General features: G+C 70.9%; 13 protein-coding genes and 1 pseudogene. 5 read left to right on the forward strand and 9 right to left on the reverse strand.

Features of this window, described 5'->3' with window-relative positions:
• Window positions 1–66: 66 nt before the first annotated feature.
• The 4 genes from ACWH49_RS20195 (at window position 67) to ACWH49_RS20210 (ending at window position 4,360) form a co-directional block, all read left to right on the forward strand.
• Window positions 67–1,467: a phosphomannomutase/phosphoglucomutase gene (locus ACWH49_RS20195; RefSeq protein ID WP_448173091.1), complete on the forward strand. Its 1,401-nt coding sequence runs from the start codon at window positions 67–69 to the stop codon at window positions 1,465–1,467.
• A gap of 106 nt (window positions 1,468–1,573) precedes the next feature.
• Window positions 1,574–2,560, forward strand: coding sequence for a lipopolysaccharide heptosyltransferase I (gene waaC / locus ACWH49_RS20200; protein ID WP_448173092.1), 987 nt, complete (start codon window positions 1,574–1,576; stop codon window positions 2,558–2,560).
• On the forward strand, window positions 2,557–3,861 hold the full coding sequence (gene waaA, locus ACWH49_RS20205; RefSeq protein WP_448173093.1) for a lipid IV(A) 3-deoxy-D-manno-octulosonic acid transferase: 1,305 nt from the start codon (window positions 2,557–2,559) through the stop codon (window positions 3,859–3,861). The genes waaC and waaA overlap by 4 nt, the downstream gene beginning before the upstream one ends.
• 52 nt (window positions 3,862–3,913) lie before the next feature.
• The gene (locus ACWH49_RS20210) at window positions 3,914–4,360 is read left to right on the forward strand and encodes an SRPBCC family protein (RefSeq protein ID WP_448173094.1); all 447 of its coding nucleotides are present in this window, start codon (window positions 3,914–3,916) and stop codon (window positions 4,358–4,360) included.
• 20 nt (window positions 4,361–4,380) lie between these two features.
• Here ACWH49_RS20210 and ACWH49_RS20215 read toward each other — a convergent pair whose 3' ends face one another.
• From ACWH49_RS20215 to ACWH49_RS20250, 8 genes and pseudogenes are all read right to left on the reverse strand, one after another.
• The gene (locus ACWH49_RS20215; protein ID WP_448173095.1) at window positions 4,381–5,580 is read right to left on the reverse strand and encodes a DUF1501 domain-containing protein; all 1,200 of its coding nucleotides are present in this window, start codon (window positions 5,578–5,580) and stop codon (window positions 4,381–4,383) included.
• Between the two features lie 21 nt (window positions 5,581–5,601).
• A pseudogene (locus ACWH49_RS20220) lies at window positions 5,602–7,016 on the reverse strand (DUF1800 domain-containing protein).
• Window positions 7,017–7,139: 123 nt separating this feature from the next.
• Window positions 7,140–8,546 carry a TolC family outer membrane protein gene (locus ACWH49_RS20225; RefSeq protein WP_448173096.1) on the reverse strand — a complete coding sequence of 469 codons (1,407 nt, stop codon included), beginning with the start codon at window positions 8,544–8,546 and terminating at the stop codon, window positions 7,140–7,142.
• A gap of 45 nt (window positions 8,547–8,591) precedes the next feature.
• On the reverse strand, window positions 8,592–8,927 hold the full coding sequence (locus ACWH49_RS20230; RefSeq protein ID WP_448173097.1) for a rhodanese-like domain-containing protein: 336 nt from the start codon (window positions 8,925–8,927) through the stop codon (window positions 8,592–8,594).
• Complete coding sequence (locus tag ACWH49_RS20235) at window positions 8,927–9,592, reverse strand: protein-L-isoaspartate O-methyltransferase family protein (protein WP_448173098.1); 666 nt, start codon at window positions 9,590–9,592, stop codon at window positions 8,927–8,929. Before ACWH49_RS20235 ends, ACWH49_RS20230 begins: the two co-directional genes overlap by 1 nt.
• Window positions 9,593–9,627: 35 nt before the next feature.
• Window positions 9,628–12,798 (reverse strand): efflux RND transporter permease subunit, encoded by a 3,171-nt coding sequence (locus tag ACWH49_RS20240; protein ID WP_448173099.1) that lies wholly within the window; start codon window positions 12,796–12,798, stop codon window positions 9,628–9,630.
• 4 nt (window positions 12,799–12,802) lie between these two features.
• Complete coding sequence (locus tag ACWH49_RS20245) at window positions 12,803–13,969, reverse strand: efflux RND transporter periplasmic adaptor subunit (protein WP_448173100.1); 1,167 nt, start codon at window positions 13,967–13,969, stop codon at window positions 12,803–12,805.
• Between the two features lie 8 nt (window positions 13,970–13,977).
• A complete protein-coding gene (locus ACWH49_RS20250; protein WP_448173101.1) occupies window positions 13,978–14,640 on the reverse strand; it encodes a TetR/AcrR family transcriptional regulator in 663 nt (220 codons plus the stop codon).
• A gap of 170 nt (window positions 14,641–14,810) precedes the next feature.
• Here ACWH49_RS20250 and ACWH49_RS20255 point away from each other — a divergent pair, with 170 nt between their 5' ends.
• Window positions 14,811–15,635: an undecaprenyl-diphosphate phosphatase gene (locus tag ACWH49_RS20255; protein WP_448173102.1), complete on the forward strand. Its 825-nt coding sequence runs from the start codon at window positions 14,811–14,813 to the stop codon at window positions 15,633–15,635.
• Here ACWH49_RS20255 and trmB read toward each other — a convergent pair.
• Window positions 15,632–16,330, reverse strand: coding sequence for a tRNA (guanosine(46)-N7)-methyltransferase TrmB (gene trmB, locus ACWH49_RS20260; RefSeq protein WP_448173103.1), 699 nt, complete (start codon window positions 16,328–16,330; stop codon window positions 15,632–15,634). The genes ACWH49_RS20255 and trmB overlap by 4 nt on opposite strands.
• Window positions 16,331–16,444 lie beyond the last annotated feature (114 nt).

The following is a 16,444-nucleotide window of genomic DNA, read 5'->3' on the forward strand; positions in this document are numbered from 1 at the left end:
ACGGCGGGGCGCGGCAACGGTGAGGCGGTCCCTACAATCGCCGCACCTTCCACGTCTCCCTGTCCCATGCAAGTCAGCGCCTCCAGTTTCAAAGCCTATGACATCCGCGGCGTCGTCGGCGCCGGTATCGACGACGCCTTCGCCGAGCACCTCGGCCGGGCGTTCGGCAGCGCGGCCGTCAAGGCCGGCGAGCGTGCGGTGGCGGTCGGGCGCGACGGGCGGCTCTCCGGGCCCGGCCTGGTCGCTGCGCTGATCAAGGGGCTGCAGTCGACCGGGCTCGACGTGGTTGACCTGGGCGCGGTGACGACGCCGATGCTGTACTACGTGGCCGCGACCCGCGGCCGGCGCGGTTGCAAGAGCGGCATCATGGTCACCGGCAGCCACAACCCGAAGAACTACAACGGCTTCAAGATGGTGCTCGCCGGCAAGGCGATCTACGGCGCCGAGATCCAGGACCTGCGCCGCCGCATCGAGGCCGAGGACTACGTGCGCGGCGCCGGCCGCAACGCTACGATGGACATCGGCGCCGAGTACCTCGCGCGCATCGTCGGCGACTGCCGGCTGGCGCGGCCGATGAAGATCGTCGTCGACTCGGGCAACGGCATTCCCGGCGCGTCGGCGCCCGGCATCCTGCGCGCGCTCGGTTGCGATGTCACCGAGCTGTACTCCGAGGTCGACGGCGACTTCCCGAACCACCACCCCGACCCGAGCAAGCCCGAGAACCTGGCCGACCTGATCCGCACCGTGCGCGAGACCGATGCCGAACTCGGCCTGGCCTTCGACGGCGACGGCGACCGCCTCGGCGTCGTGACGAAAGACGGCCAGATCATCTACCCCGATCGCCAGCTGATGCTGTTCGCGACCGACATCCTGAAGCGCGTGCCAGGCGGCACCATCATCTTCGACGTCAAGTGCACGCAGCGCCTCGCGCCGCTGATCCGCAAGGCCGGCGGCAAGCCTCTGATGTGGAAGACCGGTCACTCGCTGGTGAAAGCCAAGCTGCGCGAGACCCGGGCGCCGATCGCCGGCGAGATGAGCGGCCACATCTTCTTCGCCGAGCGCTGGTACGGCTTCGACGACGCCACGTATACGGCGGCGCGCCTGCTCGAGATCCTCTCGCGCAGCAAGAACCCGAGCAAGGTGCTGAACGCGCTGCCGACCAGCTTCAGCACGCCCGAGCTGAACGTGCCGTGCGCCGAGGGCGAGCCGCGGCAAGTCGTCGAGAAGCTGCTCGACAAGGCCTTCCTCGCCGCGCATTTCGCGAAGGGCGAGGTCGGCACGATCGACGGACTGCGGGTCGACTACAAGGACGGCTTCGGCCTGATCCGCTCCAGCAACACCACGCCGGTGCTGGTGATGCGCTTCGAGGGCCACACCGCCGCGGCGCTGAAGCGGATCGAAGCCGACTTCATGGCCGCGCTGCGCGTCGTGAAGCCCGACGCCCAGGTCGCCGCCGCGGCGCACTGACCCTGTGACGCGGCCGAGCCCCAGCGGGTCGAGCGCCGGGCCGCTCCCAAGCCGGCCCGCATCCCCGCGGGGGATCGACCGATGTACTCATCGGGCGAGGGGCTCCATGCGCGTTCTCATCGTCAAGCTGTCGTCGCTCGGCGATGTGGTGCATGCAATGCCGGTGGTGCATGACATCCGCGCCGCGTTTCCCGAGGCCCTGATCGACTGGGTCGTCGAGCCCGGTTTCGCGCCGCTGGTGCGGCGCGTCGACGGCGTGCACACGGTCGTGGAATGCGCGTTGCGGCGCTGGATCAGGGCCTGGTGGACCGCCGCGGTGCGGACCGAGTGGCGCGCGTTCAAGGCGCGGTTGCAGGCGACCCGCTACGACGCGGTGCTCGACCTGCAGGGCCTGACCAAGTCGGCGCTGATCGCGCGACTCGCGAAGCTCACCCCGACCGGCGCCAGCTACGGCCTGGCCAACCGCACCGACGGCGCGAGCCACGAGCCGCCGGCGCGCTGGCTGGTCGATCGCGCGATCCGCATCGAGCCGCGCATCCACGCGCTCGACCGTTCGCGCGTGCTGGCGGCGCAGGCGCTCGGCTACGCGCTGGCCGGGCCGCCGGTGTTCGGCCTGCGCGCGGCACCGGCGCCGCATGACGACAGCACGCCGACGCTGGTGTTCGTGCACGGCACCTCGCGCGACGACAAGCTCTGGCCCGAAGCGCACTGGATCGAACTCGGCCAGCGCGCCGCGGCCGAGGGCTGGCGCATCGCGCTGCCGCACGCCGGCCCGGTCGAACTCGCGCGCGCGCAGCGCATTGCCGCCGCGATCGGCGCGTCGGCCGCGGTGTGGCCGGCGATGAACCTGGATGCGCTGACCGATCGGCTCGGTGCGACGCAGGGCGTGATCGGCGTGGACAGCGGCCTGAGCCACATCGCGGTCGCGCTCGATCTGCCGCACGTCCAGATCTACAACTTCCCCACCTCGTGGCGCACCGGGCCGCAACCGGCGCATGGCCATCGGCACCAGGTGTCGGTCGAGGCGCAGCCGACGCCGACGCTGGACGCGGTCGCCGCGGCCTGGGCCGGCGTGCGCGAGGCGGTGCATTGAGCACCTGGCCGGAAACGCGCGCCCGCGCGCTGTATTCGGCGCTGCTGTGGCTGCTGCAGCCCGCCTACGCGCTGCGGCTGTGGTGGCGCGGCCGCGCCGAGCCGTTGTACCGCGCGCGCCTCGGCGAGCGCTTCGGCCGTTATGCCGAGCCACCCAGCGCGGGCTGGATCTGGCTGCACGCGGTGTCGCTCGGCGAGACCCGCGCCGCCGCCGCGCTGGTCGACGCGCTGCGGGCCGAGCATCCGGCGATGCGCCTGCTGCTGACCCACGGCACCGCGACCGGCCGCGAAGCCGGCCAGGCGCTGCTGCGCGACGGCGATCGCCAGACCTGGCTGCCGTACGACACGCCCGGCGCCACGCGCCGCTTCATCGCGCAGTTCCGCCCCGCGCTCGGCGTGCTGATGGAGACGGAGATCTGGCCGAACCTGTTGCTCGCGGCACAGGCCGGTGGCGTGCCCATGGTGCTGGCCAACGCGCGCCTGAGCGAGAAGAGCTTTCGCCGCGGTCAACGGTTCAATGCGGTGCTGCGCCCTGCCATCGACAGCGTCGCGCTGGTGCTGGCGCAGACCGACGACGACGCGCAGCGCATCCGCGCCGCCGGGGCGCGCGCGGTCGAGGTCTGCGGCAACCTGAAATACGACCTGACCCCGGACCTGGCGCAACTCACCCGCGGCGCGGCCTGGCGCGCGCGCCTGAACCGCGACGTCGTGCTCGCCGCGATCACTCGCGAAGGCGAGGAGGCGCCGCTGCTCGCCGCCTGGCAGCGCGCGCCGCACGGCGACACGCTGCTGATGATCGTGCCGCGCCACCCGCAGCGTTTCGACGAGGTCGCGGCCCTCGTGCGAGGGGCCGGGCTGACGCTGGCACGGCGCAGCACGTGGACCGATGCGCCCCCCGACGACGCGCTGCACGCCCAGGTCTGGCTCGGCGATTCGATGCGGGAGATGGCGCTGTACTACGCGGCCGCGGACGTGGCGCTGCTGGGCGGCAGCTTCGCGCCGCTGGGGGGCCACAACCTGATCGAGGCGGCGGCCTGCGGCTGCCCGCTCGTGCTGGGGCCGAGCACCTTCAACTTCAGCGAGGCCGCCGAGTTGTCGCTCGCCGCCGGCGCCTCGCTGCGGGTCGCCGACATGGACGAGGGCGTGGCGCTCGCAGTGGCGTTGCTCGAAGAGCCGGCGCAGCTGGAAGCGCTGTCGGCCCACGCGCTGGAATTCGCGTCGCGCCATCGCGGCGCCGCGGCGCGGATGGCGCGCCGCATGTTGCCTCTGGTCACCGGGGCGGGTCTGTCCTTGCGCGCGTGATTGGCGTAAGGTCGCGCCTCACGCCACTCCAGCGCCGTCGCGCGCGCTCGCCATGTCCACCGGTACCGTCCGCCTTCACCGTGTCCTGCGTGCCCCCGCGGAGCGCATCTACCGCGCCTTCCTCGAGCCGGACGCCGTCGCCAAATGGCTGCCGCCGTTCGGCTTCACCTGCACCGTCCATCACCTCGAGGCGACAGTCGGCGGCACGCACAAGATGTCGTTCCGAAACTTCGGCAGCGGCCACGCGCACTCGTTCGGTGGTGAGTACCTCGAGCTGGTGCCGGCGGAGAAGATCCGCTACACCGACCGCTTCGACGACCCGAACCTGGCGGGCGGCATGACGACCACCATCACGTTCAAGGCCGTCTCCTGCGGGACCGACCTCAGCATCGTCCAGGAGGACATCCCGTCGATGATCCCGGTCGAGATGTGCTACCTGGGCTGGCAGGAATCGCTGACGCAGCTCGCGATGCTGGTCGAGCCGCAGATCCCCGGCTGACCCGCACCGGCGCCGGCGCCTCAGGCCCTCAACAGGGCGACGTGCTTGAGCGCGCCGCTGCCGGGGAACACGTCGTTGTCCAGCGCGCGTGACGCGAGCTGCAGGTGATCGGCCAGCACGCTCCTCAGGACCGCGCGCAGGTCGGTGGTGATCTTCAGGTCGCGCCCGTCGTTGCGGTCGCGCTTCGCCAGGCCCGGCCACTCCGCATGCACGCGGCCGCCGTTCACGGCGCCGCCCAGCACGAAGGCGGCGGCGCCGGTGCCGTGGTCGGTGCCCAGCGTCCCGTTCACGGCGACCTCCCGCCCGAACTCGGTCGCCACGACGATGACGGTGCGCTTCCATGCGCCGGTCGACACCAGGCCATCGCGCAGCGCGGCCAAGCCGGCGTCCAGCTGCCGCAGGTTGCCCGTCAGCGCTCCGGTCGGGTTGGCCTGGTTCGCGTGCGTGTCCCAGCCGCCCAGTTCGAGCACCGCGGCCTGCGGACCGTCCGGCGCGCCGAGGAAGGCGGCGGCACGCGTGGCCAGCACCGTGAAGTTGCCGCCGCGCGGGCCGCCCGGCGCCACCGCGTCGCTGGCCATCGCGTTCTCGGCATGCAGGCGCCGCGCGCGTTCCAGCGCGGTCGCGAGCGGCGGATCGTTCGCGTACATGCGCCCGAGGCGCGCGACCAGGTCGGCGCCCGGGTCCGGCAGCACCGACGGCGCCCAGGTGTCGACGATGCCAGGGCCGCGCAGCACCAGGGGCACGGCGGTGTTCAGCGCGAGCGCCTTCGCATTCGACGGCGCGAGCGCGCGGCCGAGCCAGCCGGTCGACAGGTCGTAGGGTCGGGTGCCGCCGCTCTCCAGCACCTGCTGTGCGTCGAAGTGCGAGCGGTCGCGGTAGGGCAGGCCGACCGCGTGCAGCACGGTCAGCTCGCCGCGTCCGTACATCGCGTGCAGTTGCGCGAGCTGCGGATGCAGCGCGAACGGCGTGTCCGGCAGCGCCAGCGGCGCGGCGCCGAACTGCGCGAGCGGGCCGCGCGCGGCAGCGAAGTCCGGGTCGCCGATCGCCGGCACGGCCGAAAGCCCGTCCAGGCCGCCGCGCAGGATGACGAGCACGAAGCGCCGTTCGTCCTTCGCACCGCTTCCGGCGAAGCTGAGCGTCGCGGCGGGCGCCAGCGCGGCGGCTGCCAGTGCCCCGGCGAGCAGGCGGCGGCGCAGGGCGTTCGGGTCGACGGGGTTCATCGCGTTGCTCCTCTTCACGACTCAGCGGCGTTGGAACTCGGGGGCCATCAGCAGCAGCGCGAGTGCCTGGGGCGCGTCGGCAGCGCGCTCGAGCTGCGTGCGCGTCTCGGTGCCGAGCAGCGGGCCGAGGCTCTGCGCGGCGAGCGTGCGCGCGTCGACGCTGCTGCCCAGGCGGTTGGCGGTGCGCGTCGACCACTCGACGCGCTTCCAGACCGCGTCGGGGCCGAGCCAGTCCTCGGCGCGGTCGCTCCAGCCGGCGGGTGACGGCGCGGCCTGGATGCGCTGGCCGAGCGCCATCACGCCGCTCTGGCCGGGCGCATCGCCGCGGTCGAACAGGCGCGGGTTCAGCCGCAGCAGGCGCACCGACGAGATCACGAATTCCTCGGGGGTCTTCAGCTTCGCGGCCGGCACCATCCAGGCCTCGGGGCTGGCGATCAGCGCGCGGTAGAGCGGCGCCAGTTCGCCGCCGTGGCGCTCGTAAGTGGCGGCCAGGCGATCGACCAACGCCGGCGGCGGGATGTCCGCGACGAAGTGACGCGCCAGCTTGGACGCGATGAAGCGCGCGGTGGCCGGATGCGCGGCCAGGTCGTGCAGCACCTTGCGCAGCGCGTCCGGGCCTTCGGGGTAGCTGCGGCCTAGCAGCGTCTTGCGCCCGGGGTCGTGCCAGGCCGGGTCGAAGTTGCGCGCCGGATCGGTGTCCTGGACGCCGACGCGCCAGCCGGTCAGCACGCGGCGAACTGGGTCACGTCGGCCTGCGTGTAGACGCCGGCGCGGGCGCTCTCGGCGCCGAGCGTGTGCAGCTCCAGCACCTCGCGCGCCAGGTTCTCGTTGAGGCCGGTGACGCGCGGGCTTCCGTCCATGCGCTGTGCCCGGCGGGCGGCGCGCGCGACGATCGGCGAGCCCGGCCCGGCCGACTGGACGTTGTCGAGGTAGCGCAGCATCGCCGGATGCGTCGTCGACGCGAACAGCAGCTGCTCGAACGAGCCGGCGATGTGCGGGCGGATCGCGTCGCGCTCGAATGCGCCGACCAGCCCGCGCGTGCTGCCCTTGGCGAGCGAGACGGTGAAGTGGTTGGCCCAGAACCAGTGCAGGCGTTCGGCGAACGGCCGCGCGGTCGTGGCCGCGGTGAGCAGGCGCGAGCGCGCGTCGGCGACGATCACGTCGCGATAGCGACCGGCGACTGCCTGCGCGGCGGCCGGCTCGGTCGCACTGGCGGCGGTCGCACTGCGGGCGGCGCGGCGTTCCTCGCGCTCGGCCGCGACGAAGGCCAGCGCCTGCGCGGTGCTCATCAGCCCATCGCCGCGCGGCGCATCGGCGGGACCGATCTGCGCAGTCAACCAGCGTGCAGGGTCGGCGGCCATCGCGTCGAGCGCGGGCTCGCCGAGGCCGAAGCGGTGGGCGGCGATGGCCGCATGGATGGGGCTCGTGCTGGGCATGGCGCGTCGTCGTCGGGATGTGGGCAGTGTGCCCGCGCCGCATGCACGCGGAGTGTCTGCACCGTCAAGAAACGTGGCGCGCCGGGCTACCGCGCATCGGGTGGGCCCGCGGGGGCGCCGTCCTCAGCGGATCAGCAGCGCGTCGACCGAGGCCACGTCCTGCGGGGCGAGCTGACCGGACGCCTGGCGCAGCCGCAGGCCGGCCATGATCAGGTCGTAGCGCGCCTTCGCGAGCTGGGCCTGGGTGTTGAACAGCTGGGCCTGCGCGTTCAGCACGTCGATGTTGACGCGCACGCCGACCTTGAAGCCGAGCTGCGTGGCCTCCAGCGCCAGCTTGCTGGACGACTCGGCGGCCTCGAGTGCGGCGACCTGCGCGCCGGCCGAGCCGACCTGGTAGTAGAGCTGCCGCGTCAGCTGCGTGACGCTGCGGCGGGCGTTCTCGAGGTCGCTCTGCGATTTGTCCTCGAGCACCAGCGTTTCCTTGATCCGGTTCTGGATCTGGAAGCCGGAGAATAGCGGCACGTTCAGCGTCACGCCGATCTGGCTGGAGGTCGTCGGCGTGCCGTACGCGAAAGGGCTCGAGCCCGGCACCAGCGGGTTCGACGAGGTCAGCTGCCCGGCGACGTCGGTGCGCCCGCGGCCGTAGCTGGCATTCAGCGTGACGACGGGCAGCCGGCCGGCCTTGGCCTTGTCGGTGTCGAGCCGGGCGATCTCGAGGGCCGTGCGCGCCTTGCGGATCAGCGGGTGCTCGGCATCGGCGCGCGCGACCCAGTCGTCGATGTTCGCCGGCGCCAGCGGCGGCAGTGCGATCGGCACCGCGAGCTGCTTGGGCACGACGCCGCTGCGGCCGACCGTCTGGTCGAGCTGGATGCGCTTGGTGGTCAGGTCGTTCTCGGCCTGGATCTGCGTGAAGCGCGCCAGGTCGTAGCGGGCCTGGGCTTCGCGCGTGTCGGTGATGGTGGCGGTGCCGACCTCGAAGTTGCGCTTGGCCGACGCCACCTGTTCGGAGATCGCGGCCAGACTGGCGCGCGCGGTGGCGAGGTTGTCCTGCGCCGCGAGGACGTCGAAGTAGGCCTGCGAGACGCGCAGGATCAGGTCCTGCTCGGCGGCATCCAGGTCGGCGCGGTAGGCGTCGACGGCCTTGGCCGATTGCGCGATCGTTGCGTCGTTGGCGCGGTTGAACAGCGTCTGCGAGCCGTTCACGCTGGCGCCGTAGTTGTTGCTGTTGGCCTGCTGGGTCGAGGGCGCGTCCGGCGTGCTGCTGAGCTGCCGGCCGCCGTTGACGGAGAGGCCCACCTGCGGCAGCCGCAGCCCGCGCGCCTGGTCGTAGCGGTACTGCGCGGCGTCCAGGCTGGCGCGGGCCGAGAGGTAGCTGGCGTCATAGCCGTGCGCCGTCTGGTAGAGCTCCTGCAGGCTTTGCGCGCGGGCGCCGAGCGTGGCGAAGGCGAGCGGCAGCGCGGCGGCGAGCGCCACCACGAGCGCACGCGGACGACCGGCGCGCAGGGAAGGGAAGCGGTGGCTCAGCGGCATGGGGTGGACCTCTCCAACTCGGTTTGGGTTTGTCTTGTCTTCTTGTCAGTAGCGCGGGACGCCTGCATCGACCTGCGCCGACCAGGCATCGATGCCGCCCGCGAGGTTATAGACCGCTTCGAAGCCCTGGCGCTCGAGAAATGCGACGACCTGCGCACTTCGGGCGCCGTGATGACAGATGCAGACGACGGGCTGCACCGGATCGAGCTCGGCCAACCGGGCGGGCACGCTGTTCATCGGCATCAGCCGCGTCTCCAGCCCGTCGATCCGGATCGCCGCGAGCTCGAACTCCCAGGGCTCGCGCACGTCGAGCAGCAGCGGCATCGGCGCGCCGGCTGCCGTGCTCATGCCGACAAGGTCGCGACCGGAGAGCTGCTTCATCAGAAGTGGAATCGGGTCGGTTCGGGGAAGCCGCGCAGGCGCTGCGCGACGGTGTCGAACAGCACGCGGCGCTCCAGGCCCCGGTCGCCGGTGCGGGTGATCAGCACCGCGCGCATCACCGGCTCGCTGCCGACGATCGCGGCCAGGCGCCCGCCGACCTTGAGCTGCGACAGCAGCGCCTGCGGCACCTCGGCGACCGAGCCGGAGAGCAGGATCACGTCGAACGGGCCGTCGCCGGCCAGGCCGCCGCTGCCGTCGGCGATCACCACCGTGACGTTCGCCGCGCCGGCGCGGCGCAGATTGGCGGTCGCGAAGGCGGCCAGCTCGGGGTCGATCTCGAGCGTCGTGACCTGCTGCGCCTTGTGCGCGAGCAGCGCGGCCATGTAGCCGGAGCCGGCGCCGATCTCGAGGACGCGCTCATGCTTGTGCACGGCGAGTTCCTGCAGCAGCCGGGCCTCGATCTTCGGCGCCAGCATGCACTGCTGGCCATTCGTGGAAGACGGAAGAGGCACCTCGGTGTCGACGAAGGCCAGCGCCCGGTGCTCGGGCGGCACGAAATCCTCGCGCTTGACGACGGCGAGCAGCTCCAGCACGCCGAGATTGAGCACATCCCAGGGGCGGATCTGCTGTTCGATCATGTTGAAGCGGGCTTGTTCGATGTTCATGGTGGTCGCAGGGAAGAGGGTGGCGCGCCGGGATTCTATTTCGTGGGCTCGGCGGCGAGACCTGCCGGCGTGCCGCGCCAGCGCCGCTTTGCCCAGGTGGCGAGGTCGTCGAGGTAGCAATAGATCACCGGCACCACGACCAGCGTCAGCAGCGACGAAGTGATCACCCCGCCGATCACCGCCTGGCCCATCGGTGCGCGCTGCTCCGAGCCTTCGGACAGCGCGAATGCCAGCGGCACCATGCCGAAGACCATCGCCAGCGTCGTCATCAGGATCGGCCGCAGCCGCACCTGCGCGGCGTGGAGCAGGGCGTCCTCGCGGCTGCGCGGCGGCTCCCCATGGTCGCCGGCGCGCGAACGGATCGCGAAGTCGACCAGCAGGATCGCGTTCTTCGTCACCAGCCCCATCAGCATCACGATGCCGATGATGCTGAACATGTTCAGCGTCGAGCCGAACACCAGCAGCGTCAGGACGACGCCGATCAACGTCAGCGGCAGCGCGCTCATCAGCGCGATCGGCTGCAGGAAGCTCTTGAACTGGCTCGCCAGGATCATGTAGATGAACACGATCGCCAGCGCCAGCGCGCCGATCGCGTACTGGAACGACTCGGTCATGTTCTTGGTCGAACCGCCGAAGCTGTAGCGGTAGCCGGGCGGCCAGGCGACGTTGTCCAGCACGGCCTTGATCTCGGCCGAGACCTCGCCCGAGCTGCGCCCGAACGCGCTGGCGTCGAAGTTGATCTCGCGGTTCAGGTCGCGGCGGTTGATCTGGTTCGGCCCTGTCGAGGCGCGGATGTCGGCCACCTGCGACAGCCGCACCGAGCGCGGCGAGCCGTCCGCCGCGGCGGGCACGTTGATCGGCGTGCGCTGCAGGTCGGCGATCGAGACGCGCGCGTCGGGGCTCAGGCGCACGTTGACGTCGTAGTTCTCGCCGTCCGGCGCGCGCCAGTTGCCCACCGTGGTGCCGGCGATCATCGTGCGCAGGCTGGTCGCGAGCATGTTGACGTTCAGCCCGACATCGGAGGCCGCGTCGCGCTTCACGTCGATCGAGACGGTCGGCTTGTCGGGCTTGAGCGTGCTGTCGAGATCGACCAGGCCGCGGATCGCCTGCAGCTTCGGCGTGATCGTGCGCGACAGCCGCTCGAGCTCGGCCAGGTCCGGTCCCTGCACGGAGAACTGCAGGCTCTTGCCGCCGCCCAGGTCGGTGGTGCCGATGTTGGTGATCGTGATGCCGGGGATGCGCGCGAGCTTGGCGCGCAGCGGCACCGCCATCTGGTCGATGCTGCGCACGCGGTCCTTGCGGTCGACCATGCGCACATAGACTGCGCCGTAGATCTTGCCGGCAGCCTGGCCGCTGTTGATCGTCGTGACGGTGTACTTGACCTCGGGCAGCTCGCGCAGCGCCGCGTCGATCTGCTTGGCGCGGGCCTCGGTCTGCTCGAGCGACGAACCGACCGGCGTGTAGAAATTGACCTGGGTCTCGGAGAAGTCGGCCTTCGGCACGAACTCGGCACCGAGCAGCGGGATCACGAAGAAGCTCGCGACGAAGGTCCCGAGCGCGATCGCCAGCGTCGCCAGCTTGTGCTTCAGCGACCAGCCGAGGATGCGCTGGTAGGTGCGCGACAGCGCGTTGGTCAGCCGGTCGAACAGGTGGGTGACGCGGCCGATCGTCCTGTCGTAGCGGGTGACCCGGGGCGCATCCGGGTCGTGCTCGGCCGAGTGCGGGTCGTGCCAGACGCTCGAGAGCATCGGGTCGAGCGTGAAGCTGACGAACATCGAGATCAGCACCGCGGCGACGATCGTCAGGCCGAACTCGTGGAAGAACTTGCCGACGATGCCGCCCATGAAGCCGATCGGCAGGAACACCGCGACGATCGACAGCGTGGTCGCGAGCACCGCCAGGCCGATCTCGTTGGTGCCGTCCAGCGCCGCCTGGTGCGCGCTCTTGCCCATCTGCACGTGCCGCACGATGTTCTCGCGCACGACGATCGCATCGTCGATCAGCAGGCCCACGCACAGGCTCAGCGCCATCATCGTGATGCTGTTGATCGTGAAGCCGAACAGGTACATGAACAGGAACGTGCCGATCAGCGCGATCGGCAGCGTCAGGCCGGTGATCACGGTGGAACGCCACGAGTTCAGGAACAGGAACACGATCAGGATCGTCAGCGCCGCGCCCTCGAACAGCGTGCGCTTGACGTTCGCAACCGAGACGCGGATCGAGCGCGAGTTGTCGCGGTTGACCTCGACGCTGACGCCGGGCGGGAACAGCGGCTTGGCTTCCTTGAGCGCCTGCTGCAGCCCGTCGACCACCGCGATCGTGTTCTCGCCCTGCGATTTCTGCACGCTCAGCAGCACGGTGCGCTGGCCGTTGTACAGCGCGACGCTGTCGATCTCCTGCGGGCCGTCGGCAATGTCGGCCACCTGCCACAGCTTGACCGGGCTGCCGTTGGCACCGCGCCGTGCGACCACGATCTCGCGGAAGTCCTCGGGCCGCTGCAGCCGCGCGTTGATCTGCACCACACGCTCCTGCTCGAGCGAGCGCAGCGAGCCCATCGGCAGCTCCTGGTTCTCGCTGCGCACGGCGGCGACGACCTGGTCGATGCTGACCCCCAGCGCGTCGAGCGCGGACGGCTTCACGTACAGGTTGATCTCGCGCTCGGTGCCGCCGATCACGCTGACCGAGCCGACGCCGCGCACGTTCTCGAGTTTCTTCTGCAGCACCTGAGTGGCCCAGGTGGTCAGCTCCTGCGGCGTCTTCTTGCCGTCGGTGGACAGCAGCGCGACGTTGAAGATCGGCACGCTCTGCGGGTCGAAGCGCGAGATGCGCGGCTCCTTGACCTCGTCACGCAGCAGCGGCCGGATCAGGCCGACCTTCTCGCGCACGTCGTCGGCCGCCTTGCGGCCGTCGACATCGAGGTTGAACTCGACGATCACGACCGAGGTGCCCTCGTACGAGCGCGAGTAGAGCGAGCTGATGCCGGCGACGGTGTTGACCGCCTCCTCGACCTTCTTGGTGACCTCGCTCTCGACGATCTCGGGCGAGGCGCCGGGGTAATCCATCACGACCACCACCGTCGGGAAGTCGATGTTCGGGAACTGGTCGACCGCCAGCCGCTGGTAGCTGAACAGGCCGAGCACGACGAACGCCAGCATGACCATCACGGCCATCACCGGGTTGCCGATCGAGACGCGGGTGAACCACATGAGCTCAGCCGGGCGCGGACCCGGTCGGTGCGGGCGTGGCCGCCGGTGCTGCTGCGGGCGTGGCCAGCTTGACGGCCGTGCCGTCGCGCAGCGCGCCGGCGCTGGCACGCAGCAGCACGTCGCCGGCGGTGGCACCGCTGAGCAGTTCGACGGCGGGTTCGCTGCGGCCGTCGATCAGCGCGGTGCCGCGCGCACCGAGCTCGACCGTGCGCTGCCGCACCTGCCCGCCTTGCACCGCGAGCACGTACGGCCGGGCCTGGTCGACTCGCACGCTGGCCACCGGCGCGACCAGCGCGTCGCGCCGCTGCAGTTCGATCTGGCCGCGCGCGAACAGGCCCTGGCGCAGCCCCGGCTGCGGCTGCAGCGCCAGGTAGACCAGCACCGCGCGCGTGCCCGCCTGGGTGCTCGGGTTGATGCGCGCCACGGTCGCGGTGGCCGGCTCGGCGAGGCCGTCGACATTCAGGCGGGCGGTCTGCCCGATCTGGACCGCGCCGACGTCCTCCGGCGCGACCGCCGCCTCGAGTTCGATGCGCGAGAGGTCGACGATCTCGATCACCTTCGCCTCGACGCCGACCCGCTCGCCCGGCTGCACGAAGCGTTGCGACACGATCCCGCCGATCGGCGCGATCAGCTGCGAGTCGGCACGCGACTTGCGCGCCAGCTCCGCCGCAGCGAGTGCGGCCTGGTAGCTGGCCGCGGCGCCGGCTTCGGTCGAGACCGAGGTCTCGAGGCCGGTGGCCGAGATGAAGCCCTGTTCGACCAGCGCGCGATTGTTCGCGAGCGTTCGCTTGGCGATGTCGAGCTGGGTGCGCGCGGCCAGCGCGGTCTGCTCGGCCTGCTTGACCCGCCACTCGAACTCGACGGTGTCGAGCTGGCCCACCACCTGGCCCGCCTTGACGGCGTCGCCTTCACGGACCGTCAGGGTCTTGACCTCGGAGGCGATCCGCGCCTTGACGACTGCGCTGGTCACGGCCTTCAGTCCGCCCGAGACCGCCAGGGTGCGCGCCAGCGGCGCGACGCGCGCCGTGCCGACATCGGCCGGCCCCAGTTCCAGCGGCTGCGGCGCGGCGACGGGGGCGTTGGCGGCCGCCTGCAGGCGCCGGCCCTTGACGATGCGCGCGCCAAGCGCGACGACCAACGCCACCGCGACCAGGGCGAGCGTCCATTTCATCCAGGGTTTCATGAGCGGGGCGGAGCTTTCTTGCGCGTGGCGGCGGCGGGCGCTGCGGGCGGGCGCCGCAGGCCGTTGACGACGGTGTCGATGTGGGTGTCGATGAAACGGTGCGGATCGAGTTCGCGGCTGGGCAGGTGGCACGGGCCGATCGAATGCCGGTGCAGGCACAGCATCAGGGTCGGGAAGATCAGCAGGTGCACGGTCTCGAACAGATGGACCGGGCGCAACTCGCCGGCATCGATGCCGCGCTGAAGCACGCGAGTGAACAGGGCGCGTCCGGGTTCGATCACCTCGTCCATGTAGAAGCGCGCGAAGTCCGGGAAGTTGCCCATCTCGGTCAGGATGATCTTGAAGATGCCCGAGGCCGGCGTCTCGCCGATGCGCTCCCACCAGGTGTGCATCAGCAGCGAGAGCAGCGCCTGGGTGTCGCCGTCGAAGCCCTCCGCGATGTCGGTGCCCTCGCGGATCAGCGCGCCGAGGTTTTCGCGCACGACGGCTTTCAGCAACTCTTCCTTGCTCGGGTAGTACAGGTAGAGCGTGCCCTTGGAGACGCCGGCGCGCGCGGCCACGTCCTCCGAGCGGGTGGCTGCGAAGCCGCGTTCGACGAACAGCTCCAGCGCGGCGGCCAGCAGTTCCTGCGGTCGGGCCTCCTTGCGGCGCTGCCGCACGGAGGCGGGGCCGGTCGCAGACGTGCGGACGGAGGCGGGTGATTTCATACTGACTGAGCAGTCAGTAATGTATCCGCACGTGTCGGCAGGGTCAAGGCGGGCGGCAGGGACACCGGGCCGCCCCACGGGGCATCGGTAAGATCGCGCGTCCTCAATCGCCGGAGTCACCGTTGGATCTGATCCTGTTGTTCAAAGCCGCCGTGATGGGCGTGGTCGAGGGCCTGACCGAGTTCCTGCCGATCTCGAGCACCGGCCACCTGATCCTCGCCGGCTCGCTGCTCGGCTTCAACGACGACAAGATGAAGGTGTTCGACATCGCGATCCAGACCGGCGCGATCGTCGCGGTGATCATCGTCTACTGGCAGCGTCTGCGCGAGACGATGGCGGGGCTGGGCAGCGACGCGAAGGCGCAGCGCTTCGCGATCAACGTCGCAATCGGCTTCGTGCCGGCCGTGGTGCTCGGGCTGCTGTTCGGCAAGGCGATCAAGGCGCACCTGTTCACGCCGATCGTGGTCGCGAGCACTTTCATCGTCGGCGGCTTCATCATCCTGTGGGCCGAGCGCCGCACCGCGGTTGAAACGCGCGTGGCGACGGTCGACGACATGTCGCGAATGGACGCGCTGAAGGTCGGCCTGGTGCAGTGCCTGGCGATGATCCCGGGCACCAGCCGCTCCGGCGCGACCATCATCGGCGGCATGCTGCTCGGCCTGAGCCGGAAATGCGCGACCGACTACAGCTTCTTCCTCGCGATCCCGACGCTGGTCGGTGCCGGTCTCTACAGCCTCTACAAGGAGCGCGCGCTGCTGTCGGCCGCGGACATCCCGCTGTTCGGCGTCGGGTTGCTGTTCTCGTTCCTGTCGGCCTGGGTCTGCGTGCGCTGGCTGCTGCGCTACATCTCGACCCACACCTTCGTCGTGTTCGCCTGGTACCGGATCGCGTTCGGCATCGTCGTGCTGATCACCGCGTACAGCGGCCTGGTGACCTGGGCCGACTAGCGCTTGACGAACACCAGGTCCCAGACGCCGTGGCCGAGCTTCAGACCGCGGTTCTCGAACTTGGTCAGCGGCCGGTACTCGGGCCTGGGTGCGTAGCCGTCGGCGCTGTTGCGCAGCGCCGGCTCGGCCGACAGCACCTGCAGCATCTGCTCGGCATACGGTTGCCAGTCGGTCGCGCAGTGCAGGTAGCCGCCCGCCGCGAGCCGGCTCGTCAGCAGCGTGACGAAGTCGGGCTGGATCAGCCGCCGCTTGTTGTGCTTCTTCTTGTGCCACGGGTCGGGGAAGAACACATGCACGCCGGCCAGCGAGCCCGGCGCGATCATCTGCTGCAGCACGTCGACCGCGTCGTGCTGGAGCAGGCGCAGGTTTGTCAGGCCGCGTTCGCCGATCTGCTTGAGCAGCGCGCCGACACCGGGCGTGTGCACCTCGACCCCGATGAAGTCGGTGCCATGGAGCGCCTGCGCGATGGCGGCCGTCGCGTCGCCCATGCCGAAGCCGATCTCGAGCACGCGCGGCGCGTCGCGACCGAAGGCCGCCGCGAAGTCGAACGGCGCAGCGGCGTACGGCAGCACGAAGCGCGGGCCGAGCTCGGCCAGCGCGCGGGTCTGTCCCGGCCCCATCCGGCCGGCGCGCACCACGAAGCTGCGGATGCTGCGGCGTTCCGGCAACGAGGCGGGGTCGTTCGAGTCGGTCATCTGTGGCGTGAGCGCAAAAATTCGGCAGGCTGCATTGTGACGGCGGCCACGCAATGGCCCCGCACGCGCACAGGCCACACGCGATCGGGGGGCGGGCCTGGCGCCGCGGCTGCT

Source organism: Rhizobacter fulvus (assembly GCF_964020785.1).

Coding starts and splice junctions, on each gene's coding strand:
- ACWH49_RS20195 (WP_448173091.1), top strand. CDS start 67: ATGCAAGTCAGCGCCTCCAGTTTCAAAGCCTATGACATCCGCGGCGTC.
- waaC (WP_448173092.1), top strand. CDS start 1,574: ATGCGCGTTCTCATCGTCAAGCTGTCGTCGCTCGGCGATGTGGTGCAT.
- ACWH49_RS20210 (WP_448173094.1), top strand. CDS start 3,914: ATGTCCACCGGTACCGTCCGCCTTCACCGTGTCCTGCGTGCCCCCGCG.
- ACWH49_RS20215 (WP_448173095.1), bottom strand. CDS start 5,580: ATGAACCCCGTCGACCCGAACGCCCTGCGCCGCCGCCTGCTCGCCGGG.
- ACWH49_RS20225 (WP_448173096.1), bottom strand. CDS start 8,546: ATGCCGCTGAGCCACCGCTTCCCTTCCCTGCGCGCCGGTCGTCCGCGT.
- ACWH49_RS20230 (WP_448173097.1), bottom strand. CDS start 8,927: ATGAAGCAGCTCTCCGGTCGCGACCTTGTCGGCATGAGCACGGCAGCC.
- ACWH49_RS20235 (WP_448173098.1), bottom strand. CDS start 9,592: ATGAACATCGAACAAGCCCGCTTCAACATGATCGAACAGCAGATCCGC.
- ACWH49_RS20240 (WP_448173099.1), bottom strand. CDS start 12,798: ATGTGGTTCACCCGCGTCTCGATCGGCAACCCGGTGATGGCCGTGATG.
- ACWH49_RS20245 (WP_448173100.1), bottom strand. CDS start 13,969: ATGAAATGGACGCTCGCCCTGGTCGCGGTGGCGTTGGTCGTCGCGCTT.
- trmB (WP_448173103.1), bottom strand. CDS start 16,330: ATGACCGACTCGAACGACCCCGCCTCGTTGCCGGAACGCCGCAGCATC.